The organism is Roseospira navarrensis (assembly GCF_009601025.1).
GTDB lineage: Bacteria > Pseudomonadota > Alphaproteobacteria > Rhodospirillales > Rhodospirillaceae > Rhodospira > Rhodospira navarrensis.
Map to the genome: position 1 here is coordinate 93559 of NZ_WIVE01000001.1, position 25999 is coordinate 119557.

A 25999-nucleotide genomic window follows, 5' to 3' on the forward strand; every position below is an offset into this window, starting at 1 on the left:
ATGCGGCGGCGGCCCGCCGGGCCCCATCCGCTGATCCCGCCCGCGTTTCATTCCAGTCGCGTCCGGTCCGGACGCCCGCCATCGAGAAAATCTGAAGGACAAGAACCCATGCGCGTGTACTACGACCGTGACGCCGACGTGAACCTCGTCAAGGGCAAGAAGATCGCCATCGTCGGCTACGGCAGCCAGGGCCATGCCCACGCCCTGAACCTCCGCGATTCCGGTGTGGCCGAGGTGGCCGTGGCCCTGCGCGAGGGCTCGTCCAGCCGCAAGAAGGCCGAGGGCGAGGGCCTGAAGGTCATGACCCCGGCCGAGGCCGGCGCGTGGGCCGACGTGGTCATGATTCTGACCCCGGACGAGCAGCAGGCCGACCTGTACCGCGACCATCTGGCCGGCACCATGAAGGAGGGCGCGGCGATCGCCTTCGCCCACGGCCTGAACATCCACTTCAGCCTGATCGAGCCGCGCCCCGACCTGGACGTGTTCATGGTGGCCCCCAAGGGCCCCGGTCACACGGTCCGCAGCGAGTACGTGCGCGGCGGCGGCGTGCCCTGCCTGATCGCGGTGGCCCAGGACGCCAGCGGCAACGCCCATGAGCTGGGCCTGTCCTATGCCTCGGCCATCGGCGGCGGCCGCTCCGGCATCATCGAGACCACCTTCCGCGAGGAATGCGAGACCGACCTGTTCGGCGAGCAGGTGGTGCTCTGCGGCGGCCTGACCAGCCTGATCCAGGCCGGTTACGAAACCCTGGTCGAGGCCGGCTACGCCCCCGAGATGGCCTACTTCGAGTGCCTGCACGAGGTGAAGCTGATCGTGGACCTGATCTACGAAGGCGGCATCGCCAACATGCGCTACTCGATCTCCAACACGGCCGAGTACGGCGACTACGTGACCGGGCCGCGCGTCATCACCGACGAGACCAAGGCCGAGATGAAGCGCGTGCTGGAGGACATCCAGACCGGCCGCTTCACGAGCCAGTGGATCCAGGAGTGCAAGGCCGGCCAGCCCGCGTTCAAGGCCACGCGCCGTCTGAACGCCGAGCACGGCATCGAGGACGTGGGTGAGAAGCTGCGCGCCATGATGCCCTGGATCGCCGCCAACCGGCTGGTGGACAAGTCGAAGAACTAGGCGGGCCACCGCGCCCCTGACCGGGCCGCCCGATCCGTCCGGGCGGCCCGCTGTGGGTGTGCCCCGGCAGGGCAACGGGATCAGGGTAACAATCGGACGATCAAAGGACTGTTTGCCCGGTCGAAGACCGTCGCTCGAGGTCCTTCAGGCGCTTCGCTCCTTCAGGATGACTCTATGTAAAATTGAAAGGCGTCATCCTGAGCCCCTGAAAGGGGCGAAGGATCTCGGGCGACCATCTCCCTCGGTCCGGCCAGACCGGACACGTTAACCTGAACCCGATGCCCTGGGTGCCCCGGTCGGTGCATTGACGGCGGCGCCCCGCATCTCCAAGATCGGCCCGGTCCCGGCATCGGCCGGGTCTTGAAACAAGTGGATCCGTTTCCATGCCTCTGGGCCGTCCGCGTCGGCGTCGGCGCTCCGGACACACCGTCCTGATTCTGTTTCTCGTGCTCGCCATGGGCGGGGCCGTGACGGCCGGTCTCTGGTATGGATACCGGGCGCTGAGCCAGGATCTGCGCGACCGGATCGCCGCTCTCCAGGCCGAGGTGTTGCGCCTGGAAAAGGCGCGGGACGCTTCGGAGCGAGCGGGCGGCGCTCTGTCGGTGGAGCTGGAAGAGGCCCGAGCCCGTCTGCGCTATCTGGAGACGCGGTACGAGCGCGACGTGCCGTCCGGCGCGGCCCGGCGGCTGCACGATCTGACGGTGCAGATGCTGGACCAGGGGGTGGACCCGGACCGGCTGGCGTTCCTGATCCGCTCGGCGGCCGCACCCGACACCTGCGATGCCGAAGCCGACACCAAGCAGGTCATGGTGGCGGTCCAGGTGCCCGGCCTGGCCCTGTCCGACAGCGCCGTGACCTTCGCGGATCGGCGAATCACGGTGTCGGCCGACGGCCAGCCGGATACGGATGCGCAAGGCCGGGTCGAGGCGTGGTTTGATCCGGCCGCGCCGGTGCAGGTGGACTTCGCCCGGCTGGGCGGCACGATGGAAGAGGTGGACGGCCCGCTGCCCCTGCATCACAGCATGGTGCTGGGCGACTCCGAGTACCGCTTCAGCATCGTGCCCGGCCGGCGCGGCTTCGCCGAGGTGACGGCCGTGCGCTGCGATTTTCCCTGATTGGTTGGTCTTGCCGCAGTGCCCACGCGGGGCGCGCGGCGCCTCGCCGTCAGGGGCAGCCGCCGTACTTCGCCCGCAGCTTCTCGCCGGAAATGATGCGCACCTGCTCGATCTTGGTGTTGGTGTCCCGCGCCACCTGCTGATAGGTGGACAGGCGCTGCTGGTTGATCTGGTCCACGGTCTGCTGGACGCCGGGGCCGCCGGACAGCACATGAAGCAACCCGTCCGGCCGCTCGCAGACCTGCCCGTTGGCGCGCAACTGGTCCAGGGACTGGGCCGCCGCCGGCGCGGTGCCCGCCGCCAGGGAAAGCGCCAGCACCGGGCCGGCCATCAGGGCCAGCATGGCCCGCCGGAGCCCCGGGCGGTGAGCCGTCGCGGTCGGGGGGGTCGGTGTCATCTCGGTCAACTCCCTGTGCTCGGTCTGCGGTCCGGCGGGACGTGACGGACGCCCCGCGTGTCGCCTGTCTGGCTCCAGCAAATCCCGCGCGATCCGGAACAGGTCGCGACGACGATGTGCTTCAATATCAATGCGCTAGAAGATGTCGGGGTTGCCCTCGATCACCTGTTCCACGTCCTTTTCCAGGCGCACCCGGACGTCCTGTTCGATCTTCACGTTCAGATTGATGACGATGGGTTTGTCCGGGGCCTGGACCTTCACGGTCGGCTGGCACGCCGCCACGGCGGCCAGCACCGCCAGTCCGGCCGCCAGGCGCACCATGCGCCCCGCGCCGTGGCCGGTCGCGCCGCCCGTCTGCTCTCCAACACCGTCCATCCGGGTCCACCCTTTCCTTGTCATCCTCATCGGCGCCCCGCGGGACGCGTCCGGTTTACAGCCGCTGCGCCGCCTTGCCCCGATCGTGAGGTCCAGGGAACACCAGGATTATGGCGAGGCCGGGGCGTCTCGCGTCCGACCCGGCGGCGGCGGGGTGGGGATGGGTCCAGGGACCCGTTCCCGGGGTTCCGCCACCGAAGCGGCTGATATAGTGTGGTCCGCGCCGGCCCCCTCCCGCAAGGGGGGCGACACGGTCGGTGCGGGATGCGGGGCCACCGCGACGGGAAATCGGGAGACGATATGAGCGCCGACTACGCTCTTGAGGGCAAGCGGGTGTGGGTCGCGGGGCAGCGCGGCATGGTGGGCAGCGCGCTGATGCGCCGGCTGGCGGGCGAGGACTGCACGCTGATCCCGGAGGACCGGGACCGGCTGGATCTCACCCGGCAGGCCGAGGTTGAGGCATTCGTGGCCGAGACCCGGCCGCAGGCCGTGATCCTGGCGGCGGCCAAGGTGGGGGGCATCCACGCCAACAGCACCCAGCCGGCCGCGTTCCTGTACGACAACCTGATGATCGAGGCCAACATCATCCACGCCTGCGCCGGCGTGGGGGTGGAGAAACTGCTGTTCCTGGGCTCGTCGTGCATCTACCCGCGCGAGGCGCCGCAGCCGATCTCCGAGGATTCGCTGCTGACCGGGCCGCTGGAGCCCACCAACGAGTGGTACGCCATCGCCAAGATCGCCGGCATCAAGCTGTGTCAGGCCTATCGGCGGCAGCATGGGCACGATTACATCAGCGCCATGCCGACCAACATGTATGGTCCCGGCGACAACTTTCATCCCGAGAACAGCCACGTCCCGGCGGCTCTGATGCGCCGCTTCCACGAGGCGAAGGAGGCGGGCGCGCCGGAGGTCGCGGTCTGGGGCACCGGCCGGCCGCTGCGGGAGTTCCTGTACGTGGACGATCTGGCCGACGCCTGTGTGCTGCTGCTGCGGCGCTATTCGCATGAGCGCACCGTCAACGTGGGCACGGGCGAGGACATCCCGATTTCCGCCTTCGCCGAGGCCGTGCGCGACACTGTGGGCTTCACCGGGCGGCTGGTCTACGACACCACCCGACCCGACGGGACGCCGCGCAAGGTGCTGGATGTCTCCACCCTGGCCGGGCTGGGGTGGCGCGCCCCCACCTCCCTGCACGACGGGCTGACGCAGTATTACCGCTGGTTCCTGGACCACATCGCGGACCTGCGGGAACGGTAGGGGGGCCAAGCCGCCCCTGGCCGCAGTGCCGCGGGGGGCTCACAGCGGCCCCGGCGCGACTGCGCCGGCGCGGCGAAGCCGCGGAGCCGCGCGCCCCGCAGGGGCGCTGCGGCGACACCAATCAAAGACTATTTACCCCTGCGTCAGGGTGCGCCACATGCCCTTGCGCTCGTCGGGTTCGAAGGGCAGGGGGCGGCACACCTCGATCGCGCGCACGCCCAGGCGCAGCGCCCGCAGGCCGGAGACCGAGCCCTCGGCGAAGCGCGCCGAGATCTTCTCCGCCAGCCCTCCGCCCAGGGTGGTGGCGACCAGATCGCCCGTGGGGTCGGCGGCGACGGCGATGGCGGCGCTGACCATCACCTCCTTGGTGAGCTTGAGCGTGGTCAGGGGGCTGGGCCGCAGGCCGTAGACCTCGGCCACCCGGCGCACCATGACGGCGCTGCGCCACAGCACGATGATGACGTCCAGCGCCGGATGCGGGGCCACCGCCGTGGCGCCCATGACCGCGAGCGCGTTCGCGCGCACGGTGCGGCGGGCCTCCTGGTCCAGGGGCGTGAGCACGGCGCCCCGGAACTGCTTCATGATGGTGTCGGGCTCGTGCAGGCCCTTCGACCGGCGCTGGAAGTCCTTGACCAGCTCCGGCTTGCGGTCGCGGATCAGCCCCAGCACGGGATCCAGGGCCTTGCGCAGGCGGCGGTCCGAGTCGTCCGCCATGGCGCGGGTCAGTTGGTCGCGGAAGCGGGAGACCTCGCCCAGGCGGCGCAGGGCGCGCACCTCGGTCCAGGTGGCGGAGCCCAGGGCGGCGACGAAGGCCAGCGCGAGGACGGTGAGCACCGCGCCGCCGATCCAGCCGTCCGTCCACACCTGCACCAGCGCCCGGCCGGTGTCGTAGACCAGGAACGCGGCCGCCAGCGCGATCAACAGCCAGAATACCCGGCCCCACTTGGCGGGGCGCTCGGGCCGGGGGGCCGCCGCCTCGGTGCGCAGGCCGGCGTCCTCGCCGGACAGGGCTTCGGCCGGCGGCCGGGCATAGACCGGCGGCATGGTCTGGGCCGGGGGCGGAGCGGGGGTCGGCTTGGGCGCGGGCTTGAACATCGGTCGAGGCTCCGGGGAAGGGGGCTCCGGGGACGGCGGCGGCGGCGTGGGTCGGGGCGGAGTCGGGCTAGGCGTGGGGATCGGATCGGGTTCCGGCTCGGGCTCCGGTTTCGGCACGGGCTCCGGCTCCGGCACCGGGTCGGGTGTCGGGATGGAGTCCGGCTTCGGCGTGGGAACCGGAAGGGGTTCGGGCTCCGAGTCCGGGTCGGCCGGGGGCCCCGGGACCGGATCGGGCGTCGGCACCGGCACCGGAAGGGGCTCGGGTTCCGGCTGGGGTTCCGGCTCGGGCTCCGGCTCCGGCAGGGGGTCGGGCTCCGGCGCCGGCTCGGGCTCGGGCGTCGGTTCGGGTGTCGGCTCAGGCTCAGGCTCAGGCTCAGGCTCAGGGTCGGGTTCAGGGCGAGGCTCCGGCTCCGGCAGATCGGGCACGGCCTCCAGCGGCACCACGCCCGGGGTGCGGTCCGCCTCGGCGTCCTCGTCCTCGTCCCGTTCCGTCCGGGCTTGCGCGGCGGGCGAGGGCTCGGGCGCATACACCAGCGATGGATCGACGACCCCGGGCACCGGCCCCGGCGTCCGCTTCTCCGTCGGCGCGGCCTTGCGCCGGCCGGAGGCGGGCTCCGGCTCGTACACCAGCGACGGGTCCACCGCGCCCGGTGTGCGCCGCGCGCCGTCGTCCGGGGGCCGGCGCCCGGCCGTCATGTCAGATCATCCCCGATCAGCAGGTTCAGCACCTCCGGCAGGCGCAGGGTCGGGAACCCGGAATGCTTCCACGACGGGTCGGGGTGCGGCTGGAAGTCCCAGAAGCGGTAGTCCAGCGCGGCCCAGTCCGGCGGGAAGTCCAGCGGGATCGCGCCCGGCTCCAGCGGCAGTTCGTGCGAATCCTCCGGCCGCCGCCCGACCAGGATTTCCCGGCCGGTGTCGGCGCGCCGGGTGTCCCGGGTCGCCCGCACCGAGGCGATGGCCTGCACGTGGGTTTCGGCCGAGGTCTTGATGGCGTTGTTCTCGTCCAGCACGTGCAGCATGCGCCGGGTCAGGTTCTCCAGGTGCAGGCGGTCGCCCCGGATCACGTGGTCGGCCTTGGTGGCGGCGAACAGCACCTTGGAGATGCGCCGGCCCATCAGCCAGCCGAGCAGGCTGTTCCGGCCGTGGCGGAAGCTTTGCAGGATGGCGGCCAGGGCCTCGCTCTGGTCATCGAACGCCTCCTGGCCGTCGTTGAGCGCGCTCAGCGCATCCACCAGCACGATCTGCCGATCCAGCCCGGCGAAGTGCTGGCGGTAGAAGGTGCGCACGACCTTTTCCTGATAGTCCCGGAACTTGTCGCGGAACGCTGCGTGGATCGAGCCGGGGGCGGCCTTGCCGCGCAGATCGGGCAGCGGGCAGAAGCGCAGCACCGACGCGCCGCGCAGGTCCGCCGGATGCAGGAACCGCCCGGGCTGGAGGTTGCGCAGGCGGGCCTCGGAGCAGGCGCGCAGATAGTCGGCGTACAGGGCCGAGGCCTGTTCGGCCCAGTCCTCGTCGTGCTCGGCGTCGGGCTTGCGGTCCTGCACGAAGGCGAGCCACTCGCGCGACAGGTCCGCCCGGGTGCCCTGCCGGGCCTGCTCGATCATGGCGGCCGACCAGGTCTCGAAGTCGGTGCCGAGCAGCGGCAGGTCCACCAGCCATTCGCCGGGGTAGTCCACGATCTCCAGTTGCAGGGTGGCGTCCCGCAGGCCCAGGCGGGTCGCAGCCTGTCCGGTCAGGCCCGCGTCGGTGCGGCGGTAGCGCAGGTCGATGCGGATGCGCGAGATGCCGCGCGTCGGCTCCGGCCACTGCGGCGACTCGCCGGTGATCGCCTGCATGGCCTTGCGGTACGGGAACTCGGGGACGGTGGCGTTGGCGTCGTGGCGCAGCATGGCCCCGATCAGGCGGCCCTCGTCGAAGCAGTCGAACCCGCGCAGGGGGCTGTCCTCGGCGCTGGCGTCGGCGCGCAGAAGATTGTGGATCAGCGACGTCACGAACACGGTCTTGCCCGCGCGGGACAAGCCGGTCACACCAAGGTAGATCCGCCGTGCCAGCAGATCGTCGAGCGCTTTCATCGGTCCGGCCTCCGGAGTCCGCATGGTCGGATCCGGCCGGTCCTCGCCCCGCGACGGGCGACTGGACCGGCGCGGAAAGGGCGGAGTCTAGGTCGTTCGCCCCAAAATACTCAAGAAGAATAGGGAGATTTCACGACTCCACGGTTTCGGTCGGGCCGGTCCATTCGGCCAGGAAGGCGGTCGGGTCGGGCCGGGCCTTGCGCGGGGTCGGCGGCGCGTCCGGCCCGCGCGTGCCCACATGGACGAAGCCCACGATGTGATCGGTCGGCGCCAGTCCCAGCGCGGCCTTGACCCGCGGGCTGTAGGCCGGATTGCCGGTCACCCAGACCGCGCCGTAGCCCATGTCGTGGAAGCACGACTGCAGCACGAAGGCGGACAGCCCGCCGGCCACGACCTGTTCGACCTCCGGCACCTTGGGGTGTTCGCGCGGCGAGACGGCGACCACGATCAGCAGCGGCGAGCGCAGCGGCCCGTCCCGGCGCTTGGCGATCTCGGTTTCGCTGGCGTCGGGGGAGTCGGCGAGCAGGTCCTCCACGAACACGTCGCTCAGGCGGCGCTGGGCCGCCTCGCGCACCACCAGGAAGCGCCAGGGGCGGATGCCGCCGTGCTCCGGCACCGCGACGGCGGCGCGCATCACCTCGGCCAGTTCGTCGTCTGTGGGGCCGGGGGTGGTCAGGTGCTTGGCGGAGGTGGATTCGCGGACTTGCAGGCGGTTGACAAGGGTGGTCACGGGTCTTGCTCCCCAGAATACGGAACCGAGCGGCGGGAGCGCCACAGGCCGGCGCTCGTCTTGCGCATATAGGGCGCGCGGCCCGGCTCTGCATCCGGGGTGATCGCACGGGCCGCCGCTTGTGTATCATGCGGGCCATGCTGCGCGTCTTTCCGCCCCTGACCCTGTGCCTGTTCCTGCTGCCGGTGGCGGCGGGGCTTCTGGGCACGGCGCTGCCCGCCTTCGGGATCATGCCGGGGGGCGGCGGAGCGGCGGGGCTTGCCCCCTGGCGGGACCTTTGGGCGACGCCCGGGCTGGGGCGATCGGTGGCGCTGTCGCTGGGGATCGGGCTGGGATCGGCGGCGCTGTCCCTCGGGCTGGCGCTGCTGATTGCGGCGGGCGCGCAAGGCACCCGGCTGATGACCTGGAGCCGCCGCGCCCTGGCCCCGCTGCTGGCCGTGCCGCATGTGGCGGTGGCGCTGGGGCTCGCGTTCCTGCTGGCGCCGTCGGGGTGGCTGGTGCGGCTGGTCTCGCCCTGGGCGACGGGCTGGACCCTGCCGCCCGACCTCGCCACCGCGCCCGATCCGTGGGGGCTGGGCGCGGCGCTGGCGCTGACGGTGAAGGAGACGCCCTACCTGCTGCTCATGCTGCTGGCCGCACTGGCGCAGGTGAGGGCCGACCGGGCGGTGACGGTGGCGCGGAGTTTGGGGCACGGTCCGCTGGCGGCCTGGGGACGGGCGGTGCTGCCGCGCGTCACTCCGCTGATCCGGCTGCCGGTGTATGCCGTGCTGGCCTATTCCCTGTCGGTGGTGGACGTGGCGCTGGTGCTGGCCCCGGGTACGCCCGGGCCGTTGGCGGTGGAGGTGGTGCGCTGGCTGGGCGATCCGGACCCGGCGGTGCGGATGAAGGGCGCGGCCGGGGCGCTGCTGCTGACGGCGCTGGTGGCCGGAGTCATCGTGGCGTGGCGGCTGGCGGAGATTGCGCTCGGGCGTCTGGCGCGGGGCTGGCTGACGGCCGGGCCGCGCCTGGGCGGACGAGGGGCCCTCAAGGGGCCGGAGAGGGCTTGCCGCCCCGTCCGGAACAGGTTCCGGGCGGGGGTTCAACCCCCGCCCGGCACGACCGTGGTGCGGGCGGACCGGGTGCGGTGGCGGCTGGCCCTGGCGGCGGCCCTGCCGGTGGTGCTGGTGGTGACCCTCGCGGTGGCCGGCATGGCGCTGTGGTCGGTGGCGGCCGCCTGGTTCTGGCCCGCGCCCTGGCCGTCGGCGCTCACGCTGGAGACCTGGGCGCGCCATCTGGCCGGCTCGCCCTGGCCGCTGTGGACCACCGTGACCGTGGCCCTGGCGGCGACCGGGCTGGCGCTGGCGCTGGCGCTGGGCAGCCTGGAGCACGAGCGGGCGCGCGGCCTGACCCCGGGGCGGGCCTCGGAGTGGATGCTCTACGCGCCCCTTCTGGTGCCGCAGGCCGGGTTCCTGTTCGGGGTGCAGGCGCTGGCCGCGCTGGCCCGGCTGGACGGCACGTGGCTGGCCGTGGTCTGGGGCCACCTGCTGTTCGTGCTGCCCTATGTCTTTCTGGCTCTGGCCGATCCGCACCGGCGGCTGGATCCGCGCTGGCGACGCACGGCCCACGGGCTGGGCGCGGGGCGTTGGCGGGTGCTGCTGCGGGTGGTGCTGCCGCTGCTGCTGCGCCCCTTGCTGTTCGCGGCCGCCATCGGGTTCGCGGTCAGCGTGGCGCAGTACCTGCCGACGCTGTTCCTGGGCGCGGGGCGGCATCCCACCCTGACCACCGAGGCCGTGGCCCTGTCCGCCGGCGGCGACCGCCGCCTGATCGGGGTTCACGTGTTCCTGCAAAGCGCCCTGCCGCTGCTGGTGTTCGCGCTGGCGCTCGCCCTGCCGGCGTGGCGGTTCCGCCACCGGCGCGGCCTGCGGGCCGGGGAGGTGGGGGCATGACCCTGGTGCTGGAGGCCGTGACGATCCGCCTGGGCGCGCGCCCGCTGGTCGGCCCTCTGTCGCTGACGGTGGCCGCGGGCGAGACCGTGACCGTCATGGGACCGAGCGGGTCGGGCAAGTCCACCCTGCTGGATGCGGCAACAGGCGCGCTGGCGCCGGCCTTCCGGCTGTTCGGGCGGGTGCTGCTGGAGGGCCGCGACCTGTCCGGCCTGCCGCCGGAGCGCCGCCGGATCGGCATTCTGTTCCAGGACCCCATGCTGTTCCCTCACCTGTCCGTGGGCGAGAACCTGGCCTTCGGCATCCCGCGCGGGGTCTCGCGCCGGGACCGCCGCGCCCGGGTCGAGTCGGCGCTGGACGAGGCGGAACTGTCCGGCATGGGCCGGCGCGACCCGGCCACGCTGTCCGGCGGGCAGGCGGCGCGGGCGGCCCTGATGCGCGTGCTGCTGGCCGAGCCGCGCGCCCTTCTGCTGGACGAGCCGTTCTCCCGCCTGGACACGGCGCTGCGCGACCGGGTGCGCGGGTTCGTGTTCGCGCACATCGCCGCGCGCGGCCTGCCCACGTTGCTGGTGACCCACGACCCGGAGGACGCCCGGGGCCGGATCGTGCATCTCTCGGCGGGGGAGAGGTCGGCGTCCGGCGGGGAGGAGCCCTGCTGAATGAGCAAGGCGAGGCATGCGGCTATTGCATGGCAGGGGCTCTCCGGCGACGGCGGCAAGCGGCCCGTATTGCGGGTGGCGTCGTTTCGGTCCGGCCCAGGGACCCGGCGGCGCGGCCGGGCCGAGTGGCCATCCCCCTGACTCCGCACCGGAATTCGCGCCCCGACGGATCCGCGCGCCGATGCTGCGGTGCAACGGCGCGGGGCCCGGAAAGTCCGACCGCGCCGCCCCGGCTTGCGGCGGGGGCTCTGGTCCCGGGGGCGTGTCCATGCTTATCCAGCCGGTCGGATGATCGGGGCGAATGCGCCATACCAACGGCATCTGACGATGACCGTTGAAGTCCATCGCCGGCCCTCTCCCCCACCCGGCCACCCACGAGAGTATCCCCAGGGAAAAGGATGGGGGGTGGCCGGGTGGGGGAGAGGGCCGGTGCCGCTGGTATCAGACTGAGGGACCGCCGGATGTACGAAGACCGCATCAAACCGCGCAACCTGTGGGCCAAGGTGGTGACACCGGAAGAGGCCGCCCTGCATATCACCGACGGCATGACGGTGGGCATGTCCGGCTTCACCCGCGCCGGCGAGGCCAAGGCGGTGCCGATGGCGCTGGCGGAGCGCGGGCGGCGCGAGAACTTCAAGATCACCCTGCTGACCGGCGCCAGCCTGGGCAACGACCTGGACAAGACGCTGGCCGAGGCCGATGTGCTGGCCCGCCGCATGCCGTTCCAGGCGGACCCGGCCTTGCTCAAGCGCATCAATGCCGGCGAGGTCATGTTCATCGACCAGCACCTGTCCGAGACGGTGGAACAGATCCGCTCGCGCCAGCTCGGCCCGATCGACGTGGCCATCATCGAGGCGGTGATGATCAAGGAGGACGGCTCGATCGTCCCGACCACCTCGGTCGGCAACTCCGCCACCTTCGCCATGCTGGCGGAGAAGGTGATCGTGGAGATCAACCTCACCCTGTCGCCGATCCTGGAGGGCATGCACGACGTCTACATCCCGACGCGCCGCCCGTTCCGGGGGCCGATCCCCATCACCAACCCGCGCGACCGGGTGGGGGTGCCCTCGATCCCGCTGGACCCGTCGCGGATCGCGGCCGTCGTGATCTCGGCCAAGCAGGACAGTTGCTCCACCATCGTGCCGCCCGACGACGAGACCCGGGCCATCGCCCGCCACCTGTCGGGGTTCCTGGAACACGAGGTGGCCAAGGCCCGCCTGAGCAGTTCGCTGGCGCCGCTTCAGGCCGGCATCGGGTCGATCGCCAATGCCGTGCTGCACGGCTTCATCGACACCGACTTCCACGACCTGACCATGTATTCCGAGGTGCTGCAGGACAGCACCTTCGACCTGTTCGACGCCGGCAAACTGGTGTTCGCCTCGGGCAGCTCGCTGACCCTGTCGCCGGAGCGCAACGCGCAGGTGTTCGGCGACGTCGGCCGCTACAAGAGCCGGCTGGTGCTGCGCCCCCAGGAGATCTCGAACCACCCCGAGGTCATCCGCCGCCTGGGCCTGATCGCCATCAACACGGCGCTGGAGGCCGACATCTACGGCAACGTCAACTCGACCCACGTCATGGGCTCGCAGATGATGAACGGCATCGGCGGGTCCGGGGACTTCGCCCGCAACGCCTCTCTGTCGGTGTTCGTGACCAAGTCCACGGCCAAGGGCGGGCGCATCTCCTCCATCGTGCCGTTCGCGAGCCACGTGGACCACTGCGAGCACGACGTGGACCTGATCGTGACCGAGCAGGGCCTTGCCGACCTGCGCGGTCTGGCCCCGCGCGAGCGGGCGCGGGTCATCCTGGCGAACTGCGTGCACCCCGACTACCGCGACATCATCGGCGACTACATGCGGGATGCGGAACGCTCGACCGGCGGCCAGACGCCCCATATCCTGGAGCGCGCGTTCGAGATGCATCAGGCGTTCCGGGATCACGGCGACATGCGCCGCGTGGGGGGCGACCGCGCCACGGCGGCGGAGTAGGCGCTGCGGCGAAAAAAGCAAAGACTCCCCCTGACAGGTGGTCGCAGCGACCCTGTGTCGAGGGAGTGATCCTCTTCGTCGCGCGGTATCACGGAGGACCCCCGCCCATGCTGCCCATGCTCGCGTTGCTGTTGGTGTTCCAGTTGGCCGGGGAGGCGCTGTGCCACGCCCTCGCGCTGCCCGTGCCGGGGCCGGTGGTGGGGATGGTGGCCCTGCTGCTGGTGCTGATCGCGCGCGGCCTGTGGGTGGGCACCGACGCCGCCGTGCCGGCGGAGCTGGAGCGCGTGACCTCCGCGCTGCTCGGTCACCTGTCGCTGCTGTTCGTGCCGGCGGGTGTGGGGGTGACCACCCACCTCGCCCTGCTGGCCAGCGAGGCCGTGCCGATCGCCGTCGCGCTGGTGGGGAGCACGCTGGCGGCCATCGCCGTCGCGGGCGTGCTCATGGTCCGGCTGGAGCGCCGGCCATGATGAATGATCTCTCGGACATCTGGGTGTATCTGGCCCGCGATCCGCTGTTCGGGCTGACGCTGACGGTGCTCGCCTATCTGGCCGCGAACGCGGTCTACCGCCGACTCGGCATGCATCCGCTGGCCAACCCCGTGCTCTGGGCCGTGGTGATGCTGGGCCTGGTGCTGGCGGTGACCGGCATCCCCTATGACCGCTATTTCGAGGGCGCCCAGTTCATCCACGTTTTATTGGGACCGGCCACGGTGGCGCTGGCGGTGCCGCTGTACCGGGCGCTGGGGATGCTGCGGCGCGGCTGGCGCGGGGTGGCCGTGGCGCTGCCGGCGTCGGTGGCGGTGGCCTCGTTGGGGGCCATCGGCCTCGGGGTCGCCTTCGGGGCCGGCGAGACCACCGTGGCGTCGCTTGCGCCCAAGGCCGTGACCACGCCCATCGCCATGGGCATCAGCGAGCGCATCGGCGGCCTGCCTTCCCTGACCGCCGTGCTGGTCATCCTGACCGGCATCCTGGGCGCGGTGCTGGGACCGCCGGTGCTGAGCGCGCTGGGCGTGCGCGATCCCCGGGCGCGCGGAGTCGCGCTCGGCGCGGCGGCGCACGGCATCGGCACCGCGCGGGCCTTCAACGAGAGCCCCGAGGCGGGGGCCGCGGCCAGCCTCGCGATGGGGCTGGCGGGCGTGCTGACGGCAGCGTTTCTGCCGCTGGTGTGGTAGACTGGGTCATGAGGGGCCGGCACGGCCGATCCCATGCAACGACGGCCGGGCCGGTCGCGTTTCCGGGGTGTCCTGAATGGATACCCTTCACGGATGCGACGGAGGCCCGTCATGTATTCCCGCATCATGGTTCCGGTGGACCTCGCGCACGAGGACGCCATGACCAAGGCCATGGATCAGGCCGCCGACCTGTCCCGGCTGTACGACATCCCGGTCATCATCGTGGGCGTGACCGTCTCGCAGCCCACCAGCGTGGCCCACAATGCCGACGAGTACACCGCCAAGCTGGAGGCGTTCACCACCGCCCACGCGGAGCGGACGGGGGTGGGCATGGAGTCCCATCCCGTGATCGACCACGACCCCGCCGTGGACCTGGACGCCGTGCTGCGCGATCAGTGCCACACGCTGGGGGCCAATCTTGTCGTGATGGCCTCGCACGTGCCGCGCTTCAGCGACGTGATTTTCGGCTCGCACGCGGACGCCTTCGTGCGACACGGCGACGTGTCGGTGTTCGTGGTGCGGTAGGGTTCGGGCGGCCGACGCCGGTCCTCGAACGCCCAGCAGGCTCCGGGGCGCGCCGGACGCGGTTTCGGTGCGGCGTGCCCTCGGGCCTGTCCTCCCTTCACCCCGCGACGCAAGGAGACAGAGGATCATGAAACGCCTGAAGGAGATCATGTCCCCCGGGCTCGCGACCACGACGCCCACCACCAGCCTGAAGAAGGCGGCCGGGCAGATGGACACGCAGTCCCTCGGCCTGCTGGCGGTGGCGGACGACGATACCCTGGTCGGCACCCTGACGGACCGCGATATCGTCGTGCATGCGGTGCGCCACGGCCTGGATGTGAACAACACCCCCGTGCGCGACGCCATGACCGCCGGCGTGACCACGGCCAACCACGAGGACTCGGTCGCCGACGCCGCCCGGCTGATGGCCGACGAACAGGTGCGCCGCCTGCTGGTCGAGAACGATCAGAAGGAAGTGGTCGGCGCCGTCTCGATCGGCGATCTGGCCACGCACGGCGCCGACTCGGACACCGTGGCCGCGGCCATGCGCGGCGTGGCGGCGTTCTGATCCCGACGGGTGCGGCGCGCGGCGGGGGCTCCCCGCCGCCCCGCGCGCCCGGCTTTGCGCAATCTTTGCGTCCCTGATGGCCGAACAACACCCTCATCAAGAAAACCCGCGCCCACCATGTTCCCCATTGACCGTCTCCCGGGACCGGCCTAAGAGGACGGCGGGCCACGACCCCCCAACGGGTTGCAGCCCTTCTGCAAGGAAGGGAGACACCATGACCGATATGCAGAAACCGGCCACCCGGCCGGTCCGTCCCGATTTCTCCTCCGGCCCCTGCGCCAAGCGCCCCGGCTGGTCCCCCGCCGCCCTGTCGAACGCCCTGGTGGGCCGCTCGCACCGCTCCAAGCCGGGCAAGGCCCGGATCAACACGGTGGTGGACAAATCCCGCGCCCTGCTGGGCCTGCCCGACGACTACCGCATCGGCATCGTGCCGGCCTCCGACACCGGCGCCGTCGAAATGGCGCTGTGGTCGCTGCTGGGCCAGCGCGGCGTCGAAATGCTGGCGTGGGAAAGCTTCGGCAGCGGCTGGGTCACCGATGTGGCCAAACAGCTCAAGCTGACCGATTGCCGCACCCTGACGGCCGACTATGGCGAACTGCCGGATCTCTCCCAGGTCGATTTCGACTGTGACGTGGTGTTCACCTGGAACGGCACCACCTCCGGCGTGTGCGTGCCCAACGGCGACTGGATCCCGGCGGACCGCTCCGGCCTGACCATCTGCGACGCCACCTCGGCCGCGTTCGCCATGGACCTGCCGTGGGACAAGCTGGATGTGGTCACCTACTCCTGGCAGAAGGTGCTGGGGGGCGAGGCGCAGCACGGCATTCTCATCCTCTCGCCGCGCGCCGTGGCGCGCCTGGAGAGCTACACGCCGCCGTGGCCGCTGCCCAAGCTGTTCCGCATGACCAAGGGCGGCACGCTGAACGAGGGCATCTTCAAGGGCGAGACCATCAACACGCCGTCCATGCTGGCCGTGGAAGACGCGCTGGACGCCCTGACCTGGGCCGAGACCATCGGCGGTCTGGACGGGCTGAAGGCCCGCACCCGCGCCAACCTGAAGGCCGTCGAGGACTGGGTGGCGAAGACCGACTGGGTGGACTTTCTGGCCGCCGATCCGGCGACGCGCTCGTCCACCTCGATCTGCCTGAAGGTGGTCGCGGACTGGTTCACGGCCCTGCCCGAGGACGCCCAGGCCAAGGCCGCCAAGCGCATGGTCGCCCTGCTGGACGCCGAGGGGGTCGCCTACGACATCGGCGCCTATCGCGATGCGCCCGCCGGCCTGCGGATCTGGGGCGGCGCCACGGTCGAGACCGCCGACATGGAGGCCCTGCTGCCCTGGCTCGACTGGGCGGCCGCCACCGTGCAGGCCGAACTGGCCGCGGTCTGATCTCGGATCGCCCCCGGGCCACGGGCTCGGGGGCGTCCGTTCTGTTCGGTGCCAACCGCACCGCTCCGATTGCGATCATGAAAGGACGTCACCATGCCCAAGGTGCTGGTGAGCGACAAGCTCAGCCCGCGCGCCGTCGAGATCTTCCAGGCGCGCGGCATCGAGGTGGATGTGAAGACCGGCCTGAAGCCGGACGAGCTGAAGGCCATCATCGGCGCGTATGACGGCCTCGCCATCCGCTCGGCGACCAAGGTCACGCAGGAGATCCTGGACGCCGCCACCAATCTGAAGGTGGTTGGCCGCGCCGGCATCGGCGTGGACAACGTGGACGTGCCCTACGCCAGCCAGAAGGGCGTGGTGGTCATGAACACGCCGTTCGGCAACGCCATCACCACCGCCGAACACGCCATCGCCATGATGTTCGCCCTGGCCCGCGAGATCCCGCAGGCCAACGCCTCCACCCACGCCGGCAAGTGGGAGAAGAGCAAGTTCATGGGCGTCGAGCTGACCGGCAAGACGCTGGGCATCATCGGCTGCGGCAACATCGGCTCCATCGTGGCGACGCGCGGCCTGGGCCTGCGCATGAAGGTCATCGCCTTCGACCCGTTCCTGACGCCCGAGCGCGCCGTGGACCTGGGCGTGGAGAAGGTGGAGCTGAACGACCTGATCGCCCGTGCCGACTTCGTCAGCCTGCACACGCCGCTGACCGACAAGACCCGGGGCATCCTGAACGCCGACGCCATCGCCCGCATGAAAAAGGGCGCGCGCATCATCAACTGCGCGCGCGGCGGCCTGATCGACGAGGCGGCGCTGAAGGCGGCCCTGGAAAGCGGCCACATCGCCGGTGCCGCCCTGGACGTGTTCGAACAGGAACCCGCCAAGGATAACCCGCTGTTCGGCATGGACACCGTGGTCTGCACGCCGCACCTGGGGGCCTCGACCAGCGAGGCGCAGGAGAACGTGGCCCTTCAGGTGGCCGAGCAGATCAGCGACTTCCTGCTGACCGGCGCGGTCACGAACGCGCTCAACATGCCGTCCGTGACGGCCGAGGAGGCGCCCCGCCTGCGGCCCTTCATGAAGCTGTGCGACCAGCTCGGCAGCTTCGCCGGCCAGATCACCGAGACCGGCCTGAAGTCCGTGCGCATCGAGTACCAGGGCGCCGTCGCGGACCTGAACACCAGGCCGCTGACGGCCACCGTGCTGCGCGGGCTGCTGTCGCCGCTGCTGGAGTCGGTCAACATGGTCAGCGCGCCCCTGGCCGCGCGGGACCGGGGCATCGAGGTGCTGGAGACCAAGACCGAGACCTGCCGCGACTACCACAGCCTCATCAAGCTGGAGGTCACCACCGAGCGCCAGACCCGCAGCGTGGAAGGCACCCTGTTCGGCGATGCCCTGCCGCGCATCGTGGACATCAACGGCATCGGGGTCGAGGCCGAGCTGGGTGCGAACATGCTCTACCTCATCAACGAGGACAAACCGGGCTTCATCGGCAGCCTGGGCACCACCATCGGCAACGCGGGTGTCAACATCGCCTCGTTCCACCTGGGCCGCGCCGACACCGAGGCCGGCGGTCAGGCCATCTGCCTGGTGCAGGTGGACGGCCCGGTGCCCGACGAGGCGCTGGCGGCGGTCTCGGCCCTGCCGCATGTGGTGCAGGCCAAGGCGTTGTCGTTTTAGGTGACGGTGTTCGGCCCTGAGCCGGACCCGTCCGGTTCAGGGCCTCCGCCGCTTCGCGGCGCCGGCCCGGTCGGGCCGGATGCGGACACGCGGTAAGACAGGTGGTCAATCCGTCTGGTTGCGTGAGGGCAGGCCAGCCCTTTTTCGGTGCGAAGGGGCGGGTGAGGGACACTCACCCGCCAGACCATTTGGCGTCATCCTGAGCGCCGGAAAGGCGCGAAGGATCTCGGGCAGGGGCATGCCGTGCAGACCGCGTCACCTCTCCTCCCGAGATCCCTCGCGTCCTGCGGACGCATCGGGATGACGCTGAGTCTTTGAGCCGAGGGAGTCCGGTCCTTGGACAATGCGGCCGCCGATCCCGCCCCCCTGGCGCCCATCACGGCGATCCTGCCCCTGCGCGGGACCAGCGAGCGCGTGCCGGGCAAGAACCGACGGCCGCTGGCCGGGCGACCGCTGTTCCATCATATTCTCGCAACGCTGCGGCGGGCGCCCGAGGTCGCGACCCTCGTCGTCAACAGCGATGACCCGGCCTTGTTGGCGGAGGCCGCCGCCGCCTGCCCCGGTATCGTGACCCAGTTGCGGCCGGCGGCGCTGTCCGCGCCCGAGACCTCCATGAACGCGGTGCTGCGGGACGCCGTGGACCGGCTGGAGTCGGACGCCGGCCTGATCCTCCAGACCCATGCCACCAACCCGTTCCTGACCGCCGGCACCATCGCGGCGGCGATCGCGGCCCTGCGCGCGGCCTGGCCCGAGCGGGACAGCCTGTTCGCGGTCACCCGCCGACAGGTGCGGTTCTGGGACGCCGAGGGGCGGGCGCTCAACCACGACCCCGCGCGGTTGGTCCCCACCCAGGCCCTGGACCCGGTGTTCGAGGAGAACTCCTGCCTTTACCTGTTCACGGCGGCGGGCCTGCGCGCCCAGGGCGCGCGCATCGGCGCCCGGCCGCTGCCGTTCGAGACGCCGCCGCTGGAGTCCCTCGACATCGACGTGGAGGCCGACTTCATCCTCGCCGAGGCCCTGGCTGCCCACCCCGCCTGTCCGCGATGAGGCGGGTGCGGGTCGCGCCACGGTCACCGGCTTTGTCGCGTGATCTCGGCCTGATGGCGCTGCTCCCGCTCTGGCCATTGCGCCTTGATCCAGGCGAGCACGTCGCGGATCTCGTCGTCCGAGTAGGTGTCACCGAAGCCCGGCATGTCGCTTTCGTAGCCGCCGCCCACCACGGCGGCGGTCCCGTGCTTGGTGATCGCGAACAGAAGAGCGTCGGCGTGGTGCCAGGTGTGCCCGGTTTCGTCGTGGGGTGGCGCCGGAAGGCGTCCGTTGGGCAGCCGCCGGCGCCAGTCGGGCTGGCCTTCCAGGTCGGTGCCGTGGCACGAGGCGCACGCCTCGGCATAGATCGTTTCGCCCCGCGCCAGATCGGGCGGACGGCTGCCCCCGAGACGCTCCATGACCGCGTCGCCCGTCAGTATCCAGACGCCCGCCCCCGCCAGCACGAGGCCGGCGACGATCAGGATGAGGGACTGACGGGGCCGTCGGGTCATCGCCGGTCTCCCTGTGGGATGCGGGTCGGGCGAAGTCGGCCCGGGCGGGCTACGCCGCCCGCCCCGTGGCCGCGGTCTCCATCCACGCCGTCAGGGCGGGCAGGGCGCGCTGGCCGTACAGCGCCTTGCGCTCGCGGCCGCGCAGCTTGCGCTTGCCGACCCGGGTCATCTCCGCCGGCAGTTCCGGGAACAGGCCGAAGTTGACGTTCATGGGCTGGAAGGTCTCGGCGTGGGCCGGGTTGGTGATGTGGTTCAGCAGCGCCCCCAGGGCGGTTTCCGGCGGCGGCGGCGCGGCTTCGGCCCCGACCGCCTCGGCGCTGGCGAACAGCCCGGCCATCAGGCCGACGGCCGCACTCTCCACGTAGCCCTCGCAGCCTGTGATCTGCCCGGCGAAGCGCACCCAGGGCCGGCTTTTCAGGCGCAGGGTGCCGTCCAGCAGACGCGGACTGTTCAGGAAGGTGTTGCGGTGGATGCCGCCCAGCCGGGCGAACTCGGCGGTTTCCAGGCCCGGGATCATGCGGAAGATGCGGGCCTGCTCGCCGTGGCGCAGCTTGGTCTGGAAGCCGACCATGTTGTAGAGCGTGCCCAGCGCGTTGTCCTGGCGAAGCTGCACGATGGCGTGCGGCTTGCGGTCCGGCTGGCGCGGGTTGGTCAGGCCGACCGGCTTCATGGGGCCGTAGGACAGGGTCTCGCGGCCGCGCTCGGCCATGACTTCGATGGGCAGGCAGCCCTCGAAGTAGGGCGTGCCCTCCCACTCCTTGAAGGCCACCTTTTCCGCCGCCAGCAGGGCGTCGAGGAAGGCATTGTACTGGTCGCGGTCCATGGGGCAGTTGATGTAGTCGGCCCCGTCGCCCTTGTCGTAGCGCGACTGGAACCACGCCACGTCGAAATCGATGCTGTCCTTGTGGACGATGGGGGCGATGGCATCGAAGAACGCAAGCTGATCCTCGCCTGTCTCGGCCCGGATGGCGTCGGCCAGCGCCGAGGACGTCAAGGGGCCGGTGGCGATGATGGTCGGCCCGGCGGCCGCGTCGGGCAGGGCCGTGACCTCTTCCCGCGTGATGGTGACGTTGGGGTGCGCCTCCAGCGCGGCCTGGACGTCGCGCGAGAACGCCTCGCGGTCCACCGCGAGCGCGCCGCCCGCCGGCACCCGGTGGCGATCGGCCGCCGCCATCACCAGCGAGTCCAGCCGCCGCATCTCGGCGTGCAGCAGGCCGACGGCGTTGCCCTCGGCGTCATCCGAGCGGAAGGAGTTGGAGCACACCAACTCCGCCAGCCCGTCGGTGACGTGGGCGTCGGTGGCGCGGACAGGTCGCATCTCGACCAGGGTGACGGCGACGCCACGGCGGGCGCACTGCCAGGCGGCTTCGCTGCCGGCCAGACCGCCGCCGATGATGCGGACGGGGGATGGTGGTGAGTCTGTCATCTGTGAATCTGTCATGGGCGTGGATGTAATGGCGCCGGGGCCGCCTGTCCACGGTCGTGGGGCCCCGCGGCGGGTTGCCTTGACTTCGGGGTGTGGCGCGGCTACGCCCGAAGGCACCGTTTTGCCAACGGCATCTGTCGATGACCGATGGAGTCCGCTGCCGGCCCTCTCCCTCACCCGGCCACCCATAGGATACTGACGTTGGGTGGCCGGGTGGGGGAGAGGGCCGGTGCCGAAAAGGCGGATGAAAAAAAGTCATCCGCCGTTGATATGAAATAAAGGGAGAGCCCCCGTGGACGGCACCGGCCTTGGCACCGATTTTCTTTCGATGGACTTCCTGCTGCCGGTGCTGATCGGCATGGGCGCGGTCCTGCTGTTCCGCATGATGCCGCGCCTGATGGCGCGGGGCGTGCCCTTCGTGCCGCCCAAGGACCTGAAGGCCCGCATGGATCGGGGTGACGACCTGCTGGTGGTGGATGTGCGCTCGCCGCGCGAGTTCACCGGCCGGCATGGCCATGTGCCGGGGTCCGTGAACGTGCCGCTGAACGAGATCGGGCCGCGCCTACAGGCGCTGGGCGGCGCCGACCCCGAGGTCTTCGATACCCCCGTCTATGTGATGTGCCAGACCGCCAGCCGCGCCGCGCATGCCGCGCGGGTCATGAAGAAGACCGGGTTCCGGAATCTGGCGGTGGTCAGCGGCGGCGTATCGGCGTGGCGCGGCCAGGGCTTCCCCACGCGCCAGCAGGACGACGCCGACACGGCCGAGGACTAGGCCCGGCCGCCCCCGAAAAAGCCGGGGCCGCCCCGGCCGCCCAAGGGCGGCCATCTGAGGAGCGGCGCCGGCCGGGATCATTCCATCCGGTGGGTGCGTTCCATGCGCTCGTGGCGCTCCTGGGCCTCCAGGCTCAGGGTGGCGATCGGCCGCGCCTCCAGGCGGCGCAGGCTGATCGGCTCGTGCGTCTCTTCGCAATAGCCGTAGCTGCCGTCCTCGATGCGGCGCAACGCGGCGTCGATCTTCGAGATCAGCTTGCGCGCCCGATCCCGAGTCCGCAGCTCCAGCGCGCGCTCCATCTCGGCCGAGGCCCGGTCCGCGAGGTCCGGTTCCTGCAGCCCGCCTTCCTGGAGATGCTCCAGGGTTTCCTCGGCTTCCTTGATGAGTTCAGCACGCCACTTCAGCAGCTTCACGCGGAAGTATTCGCGCTGCATGTCATTCATGAAGTCTTCATTTTCACTGGGCCGGTAATCCGGCGGCAGCGTGACGCTCATGGCGCGCCTCGACCCTTTCTTGGTGACCGCCCTGTGGTCGTAAGACAACAGAGCCCACTCCTCCCCGTGCCGGCGGGACTATAGGCGCGCGATCCCACGCCCGCAAGCGTTCCGGTGGAATCGCGCGCGAAATGTTCGAAGGGGCGCGGAAAAAAGGGGGTCATTCGGCCGGCGCGACCGCGCCGGCGCCGCGCAGCGGCGGAGGCGATGAAGCGGACGAGTCCGGTTCATCGCCGATCAGGACGGAATCACGCGCCGGCGCGGGACAGTTTGGCGAGTTCGACCTCGGCGCGCAGCTCGATCTCGTCGAGCAGGGCGTCAAGCTGGCGGTCCGGCCCCTGCTCGCGTCGGGCGCGCACGGTCCGGGCCAGATCCATGAGGCGGTCCTTGGGAATCGCCCCCAGCAGCAGGCCGAGGCGCAGGTCCTCCAGCCGCTCCAGCATGTCCTCGCCGTGATGCACCAGCCGGTCGCGCCGCTGGCGCCCGGTGGTGGCGTCGTCGGGGCCGCCCACCTCCTGCGCGGCCAGCAGCCCGGACAGGGCGTCGGCGGGCGCGGCGCCGGACGCGCTTGACGGCCCGCCCGTGGCCTCCGTGGCGTCGGGGCCGGTGCCGAGGAAGCTGTTGAGCGCGCGTTCAAACTCGACGCCGGAGACAGGACCGGATTTCTGGTCGGTGCGGCGCCCCCGATCGGCGGCCTGCCCGCGTCCCGGGCCCTGGATCTTCATGCTCATGCGGCTCACCTGTCTGTTCCGGGCGCCCGTTGGAATTGGGTGGCGGCGGCCCGACTCGTCTCCCAAGACTGATCGGCGATGACGCGGACGAGGCCACGTCATCGCCTCCGCCGCTGCGCGGCGCCGGCGCGGTCGCGCCGGCCGCCCGACGTGAAGGCTAACCTTCTCGTCGGGCGGTATCAGGCAGCCCCATCGCCTCGCAAGACGCGGGCCATCAGGCCGACTCCGACGGCGGGGCCGGATCTCGCGCCCCGAGACCTTAGCAACGCGGGCGACTCCGATCCAGCCTGGCGGTGGGCCGAACGCCTCCCGGGCGGCAGACCGCACCGCCGGGGCGGCGGGGGCCCGGCAAGTCCTGCCCACCGCCCGGCGGACTCTGCCCACCGCGAGGCCACCGGGTGGTGGGGCAAAACCGAACCGGACCAGCCACTTGGCGCCGGCTCCGGACTGGCACGGGGTTCGCATGCCGATCCGGCGGGGTCGTGTCCGCGCCGCGCGGATGCAGCCCCGATCCGGACACTGTTCCCCAGACACCACGGGGTCGCCACCATGACACGCCTTCGGTTCCTGTCCCGCCTCGGTCTCGGCGCCCTGCTGCTGGGCGTGGCGATCGGCGTCTTGCTGACGCCGGCGGCCCAGGCGGCCTCGCGCGTCAAGGACATCGCCAGCTTCGAGGGCGTGCGCGACAACATCCTGGTGGGCTACGGCCTGGTCGTCGGCCTCAACGGCACCGGCGACGACATGGACGACGATCCGTACACCCGCGAAAGCCTGATCGGCATGCTGGAGCGGATGGGCGTGAACACCCGCGACGACGATCTGGCGCCGGACAACACCGCCGCCGTGATCGTGACCGCGACCCTGCCCGCGTTCGCCCGCCAGGGCAGCCGCATCGATGTGACCATCAGCGCGCTCGGCACCGCCAGCAATCTGCTGGGCGGGACCCTGCTGGTCACGCCGCTGGTGGGCGCGGATGGCGAGGTCTACGCCGTGGCGCAGGGACAGGTGCAGGTGGGCGGCTTCGTCGCCCAGGGCGAGGCCGAGACCGTCACCAAGGGCGTGCCCACCAACGGCCGCATCCCGAGCGCCGCCATCGTCGAGAAGGAAGTGCCGTTCGAACTGGCCAGCATGGAGTCGGTCAAGATCAGCCTGCGCAACCCGGACTTCACGACCGGCCGGCGCATCTCCAACGCCATCAACACGTTTCTGGGAACGGACGTGTCCCGGCCGCTGGATCCGGGCACCGTGCTGCTGCGCGTGCCGCGCGACTATCCGGGCGGCGTGGTGGCCCTTCTGACCGACGTGGAGCAGTTGCGGGTCCAGCCGGATCAGCTTGCCCGCGTCGTCATCGACGAGCAGACCGGCACCATCGTGATCGGCGAGAACGTGCGCATCGACACCGTGGCCATCGCCCAGGGCAACCTGACCATCCGGGTCACCGAGACCCCGCAGGTCTCGCAGCCGGCGCCGTTCTCCACCACGGGCGAGACCGTCACGGTCCCCCGCACGGAGATCGAGATCGACGAGGACACGGACGCCCGCCTGCAGGTGGTCGAAGGCGGCGTCACGCTGCAGGACCTTGTGAACTCGCTGAACGCGCTCGGCGTCGGGCCGCGCGACATGATCTCCATTCTGCAATCCATCAAGGCGGCCGGCGCCATGCAGGCCGAGATTCAGGTGATGTGACATGGACGCAACGATGCAGATGCAGGGCCGGATGGAGGCCGCCATGGCGGCCCGGGGTGGCGCGCCGGCCGGCCTGGAGGCGCTGGACGCCGCCCTGCGCGCGGGCAATCGCGAGCAGGCCAAGGCCGCCGCGACGGAGTTCGAGGCGTTCTTCCTGTCGCAGATGATGCAGCCCATGTTCTCCGGCCTGTCGTCCGAGCCGCCGTTCGGTGGCGGGCACGCCGAGTCCACGTGGCGGTCGCTGCTGGTCGATGAGTACGGCAAGATGATGGCCCAAAACGGGGGTGTCGGTGTGGCCGACGCCGTGATGCGCACCATGCTGGCCGCCCAGGAAGCTTGAACCTGAGCCTGAGCCTGGACCGGATGAGGAAGGAGGGTCGAGCCATGTCCGCCGACACCACGCCGAAGCGAACCGGCCTGAAGCCGCCGCCCGCGCTGGGCAGCCGCCCGGCGTCGGCGCCCGACCGCGCCGGTCCGCCCGCGTCGGGGTCGGGTACCCCGGGGGCGACCGCCGAGAGCGGGCCGCCGCGCCTGTCCATCGGGACCGCGCCCCGAGGGGGGGCCTCCGCCGTGCCGCCGCCGCCGGGGTCCGGCAAGGCGTCCGCCCCAGGGACCCCAGCCGGTGGACCGACTACGGGTCCGTCCGTGCGCGCCGTGCCGGGTCCGGCGACGCCGGTGGCGTCGGCGCCCGGAGCCGTGGCCGCCGGACCGCGCCGGGCGCCCGCACGCCGGGCCGCGCCCCAGGCGGCGACGTCCGGGCGTCGGGACGGGGCGCTGGCTCCCGGCCACACGGTCAAGACCCTGCGCCGCCCCACCGGCACCGTCCGGTCCAATGCGGTGGTCGCCGACGTCATGCGGGCGTCGGTGGCGCTGGTCGATCTTCTGGAAGAAGAGAACGAGGCCCTGCGCCGGCACGACCTGGACACGGTCAAGGCCCTCGCGGACCGCAAGCAGAAGGCGACCCGCTACTACCGCGAGCGCATGCTGAAGATCCAGAAGGATCCCGGCGAGGTCACGGGCCTGCCCGAGGACGAACGCGAGGTGGTGCGGGCCATGGCCCAGTACCTGGACGCCCATCTGGCCGAGAACGGCCGCCTGCTGAAAAGCGCCAAGGCGGCCGGCGAGCGGGTCATGGGGCTGTTCGTGGACGCCATGAAGCGGGTCAACGCCGAGCGGGCCGCGGGCTATGCCGCCGACGGCCGCATCAGCGATTCGGCCCACAACCCGGCGGGGATGTCCCTGTCGTACAACAAGAACCTCTAGCCCGGACCAGTCTCCGGCGGACCGGCCTCCTCCGGCCCGCACCAGAA

General features: G+C 71.3%; 26 protein-coding genes. 17 read left to right on the forward strand and 9 right to left on the reverse strand.

The genetic code is table 11. The features are described 5' to 3' along the window. Positions 1-108 precede the first annotated feature (108 nt). Together ilvC and GHC57_RS00435 are read left to right on the forward strand one after the other, a co-directional pair. On the forward strand, positions 109-1128 hold the full coding sequence (gene ilvC / locus GHC57_RS00430; protein WP_153339988.1) for a ketol-acid reductoisomerase: 1020 nt from the start codon (positions 109-111) through the stop codon (positions 1126-1128). 383 nt (positions 1129-1511) lie between these two features. After that, positions 1512-2243 carry a hypothetical protein gene (locus tag GHC57_RS00435; RefSeq protein WP_153339990.1) on the forward strand — a complete coding sequence of 244 codons (732 nt, stop codon included), beginning with the start codon at positions 1512-1514 and terminating at the stop codon, positions 2241-2243. Positions 2244-2292: 49 nt separating this feature from the next. Here the strand turns inward: GHC57_RS00435 and GHC57_RS00440 are convergent, their stop codons facing one another. Both GHC57_RS00440 and GHC57_RS00445 read right to left on the reverse strand, forming a co-directional pair. Then, positions 2293-2640, reverse strand: a complete 348-nt coding sequence (locus GHC57_RS00440) for a DUF1318 domain-containing protein (RefSeq protein ID WP_153339991.1) — start codon at positions 2638-2640, stop codon at positions 2293-2295. Positions 2641-2775: 135 nt separating this feature from the next. Then, the gene (locus tag GHC57_RS00445; protein WP_343031061.1) at positions 2776-3015 is read right to left on the reverse strand and encodes a YnbE family lipoprotein; all 240 of its coding nucleotides are present in this window, start codon (positions 3013-3015) and stop codon (positions 2776-2778) included. 300 nt (positions 3016-3315) lie between these two features. On the opposite strand from GHC57_RS00445, the gene fcl reads away from it, so the two are divergent. Next, a complete protein-coding gene (gene fcl / locus GHC57_RS00450; RefSeq protein ID WP_153339993.1) occupies positions 3316-4272 on the forward strand; it encodes a GDP-L-fucose synthase in 957 nt (318 codons plus the stop codon). A 132-nt stretch (positions 4273-4404) separates the two neighbouring features. Here the strand turns inward: fcl and GHC57_RS00455 are convergent, their stop codons facing one another. The 3 genes from GHC57_RS00455 to GHC57_RS00465 form a co-directional block, all read right to left on the reverse strand. Then, positions 4405-6063: a TIGR01620 family protein gene (locus GHC57_RS00455; protein ID WP_153339996.1), complete on the reverse strand. Its 1659-nt coding sequence runs from the start codon at positions 6061-6063 to the stop codon at positions 4405-4407. After that, positions 6060-7439, reverse strand: a complete 1380-nt coding sequence (locus GHC57_RS00460; protein WP_170294590.1) for a YcjX family protein — start codon at positions 7437-7439, stop codon at positions 6060-6062. The genes GHC57_RS00455 and GHC57_RS00460 overlap by 4 nt, the downstream gene beginning before the upstream one ends. 130 nt (positions 7440-7569) lie before the next feature. Beyond that, the gene (locus GHC57_RS00465; protein ID WP_153340000.1) at positions 7570-8169 is read right to left on the reverse strand and encodes a nitroreductase family protein; all 600 of its coding nucleotides are present in this window, start codon (positions 8167-8169) and stop codon (positions 7570-7572) included. Between the two features lie 137 nt (positions 8170-8306). On the opposite strand from GHC57_RS00465, the gene GHC57_RS00470 reads away from it, so the two are divergent. The 10 genes from GHC57_RS00470 (at position 8307) to GHC57_RS00515 (ending at position 19089) form a co-directional block, all read left to right on the forward strand. Further along, complete coding sequence (locus GHC57_RS00470) at positions 8307-10094, forward strand: ABC transporter permease (RefSeq protein ID WP_153340002.1); 1788 nt, start codon at positions 8307-8309, stop codon at positions 10092-10094. Next, a complete protein-coding gene (locus GHC57_RS00475) occupies positions 10091-10750 on the forward strand; it encodes an ATP-binding cassette domain-containing protein (RefSeq protein ID WP_153340004.1) in 660 nt (219 codons plus the stop codon). The genes GHC57_RS00470 and GHC57_RS00475 overlap by 4 nt, the downstream gene beginning before the upstream one ends. 461 nt (positions 10751-11211) lie before the next feature. Beyond that, on the forward strand, positions 11212-12735 hold the full coding sequence (scpC, locus tag GHC57_RS00480; RefSeq protein WP_153340006.1) for a succinyl-CoA:acetate CoA-transferase ScpC: 1524 nt from the start codon (positions 11212-11214) through the stop codon (positions 12733-12735). Between the two features lie 107 nt (positions 12736-12842). Then, the gene (locus GHC57_RS00485; protein WP_153340008.1) at positions 12843-13202 is read left to right on the forward strand and encodes a CidA/LrgA family protein; all 360 of its coding nucleotides are present in this window, start codon (positions 12843-12845) and stop codon (positions 13200-13202) included. Further along, positions 13199-13906, forward strand: coding sequence for an LrgB family protein (locus tag GHC57_RS00490; RefSeq protein WP_153340010.1), 708 nt, complete (start codon positions 13199-13201; stop codon positions 13904-13906). Before GHC57_RS00485 ends, GHC57_RS00490 begins: the two co-directional genes overlap by 4 nt. Positions 13907-14017: 111 nt before the next feature. Beyond that, entirely contained in the window at positions 14018-14431 is a 414-nt protein-coding gene (locus GHC57_RS00495) for a universal stress protein (protein WP_153340012.1), read from the forward strand. Between the two features lie 127 nt (positions 14432-14558). Further along, on the forward strand, positions 14559-14978 hold the full coding sequence (locus GHC57_RS00500) for a CBS domain-containing protein (RefSeq protein ID WP_153340014.1): 420 nt from the start codon (positions 14559-14561) through the stop codon (positions 14976-14978). A 214-nt stretch (positions 14979-15192) separates the two neighbouring features. Beyond that, a complete protein-coding gene (locus GHC57_RS00505; protein WP_153340016.1) occupies positions 15193-16365 on the forward strand; it encodes a phosphoserine transaminase in 1173 nt (390 codons plus the stop codon). 93 nt (positions 16366-16458) lie between these two features. Beyond that, on the forward strand, positions 16459-18042 hold the full coding sequence (serA, locus tag GHC57_RS00510; RefSeq protein ID WP_153340018.1) for a phosphoglycerate dehydrogenase: 1584 nt from the start codon (positions 16459-16461) through the stop codon (positions 18040-18042). Positions 18043-18378: 336 nt separating this feature from the next. Continuing rightward, complete coding sequence (locus GHC57_RS00515) at positions 18379-19089, forward strand: acylneuraminate cytidylyltransferase family protein (RefSeq protein ID WP_153340020.1); 711 nt, start codon at positions 18379-18381, stop codon at positions 19087-19089. A gap of 23 nt (positions 19090-19112) precedes the next feature. On the opposite strand, the gene GHC57_RS00520 is transcribed toward GHC57_RS00515, so the two are convergent. Together GHC57_RS00520 and trmFO are read right to left on the reverse strand one after the other, a co-directional pair. Beyond that, on the reverse strand, positions 19113-19580 hold the full coding sequence (locus GHC57_RS00520) for a c-type cytochrome (RefSeq protein ID WP_170294591.1): 468 nt from the start codon (positions 19578-19580) through the stop codon (positions 19113-19115). Between the two features lie 49 nt (positions 19581-19629). Further along, on the reverse strand, positions 19630-21006 hold the full coding sequence (gene trmFO, locus GHC57_RS00525; protein WP_153340022.1) for a methylenetetrahydrofolate--tRNA-(uracil(54)-C(5))-methyltransferase (FADH(2)-oxidizing) TrmFO: 1377 nt from the start codon (positions 21004-21006) through the stop codon (positions 19630-19632). Between the two features lie 292 nt (positions 21007-21298). Between trmFO and GHC57_RS00530 the strand changes: the two genes are divergently transcribed. Next, a complete protein-coding gene (locus GHC57_RS00530) occupies positions 21299-21778 on the forward strand; it encodes a rhodanese-like domain-containing protein (RefSeq protein WP_153340024.1) in 480 nt (159 codons plus the stop codon). A gap of 77 nt (positions 21779-21855) precedes the next feature. On the opposite strand, the gene dksA is transcribed toward GHC57_RS00530, so the two are convergent. Continuing rightward, entirely contained in the window at positions 21856-22272 is a 417-nt protein-coding gene (dksA, locus tag GHC57_RS00535) for an RNA polymerase-binding protein DksA (protein ID WP_153340026.1), read from the reverse strand. Between the two features lie 248 nt (positions 22273-22520). Further along, positions 22521-23003 (reverse strand): flagellar assembly protein FliX, encoded by a 483-nt coding sequence (locus tag GHC57_RS00540; protein WP_246152030.1) that lies wholly within the window; start codon positions 23001-23003, stop codon positions 22521-22523. A 549-nt stretch (positions 23004-23552) separates the two neighbouring features. On the opposite strand from GHC57_RS00540, the gene GHC57_RS00545 reads away from it, so the two are divergent. From GHC57_RS00545 to GHC57_RS00555, 3 genes are read left to right on the forward strand one after another with little or no spacing between them, the layout of a single operon-like run. Next, the gene (locus GHC57_RS00545) at positions 23553-24689 is read left to right on the forward strand and encodes a flagellar basal body P-ring protein FlgI (RefSeq protein ID WP_153340028.1); all 1137 of its coding nucleotides are present in this window, start codon (positions 23553-23555) and stop codon (positions 24687-24689) included. Position 24690: 1 nt separating this feature from the next. Then, positions 24691-25029, forward strand: a complete 339-nt coding sequence (locus GHC57_RS00550; RefSeq protein WP_246152031.1) for a rod-binding protein — start codon at positions 24691-24693, stop codon at positions 25027-25029. Positions 25030-25073: 44 nt separating this feature from the next. Then, a complete protein-coding gene (locus GHC57_RS00555; RefSeq protein WP_153340030.1) occupies positions 25074-25952 on the forward strand; it encodes a hypothetical protein in 879 nt (292 codons plus the stop codon). Positions 25953-25999: the final 47 nt, after the last annotated feature.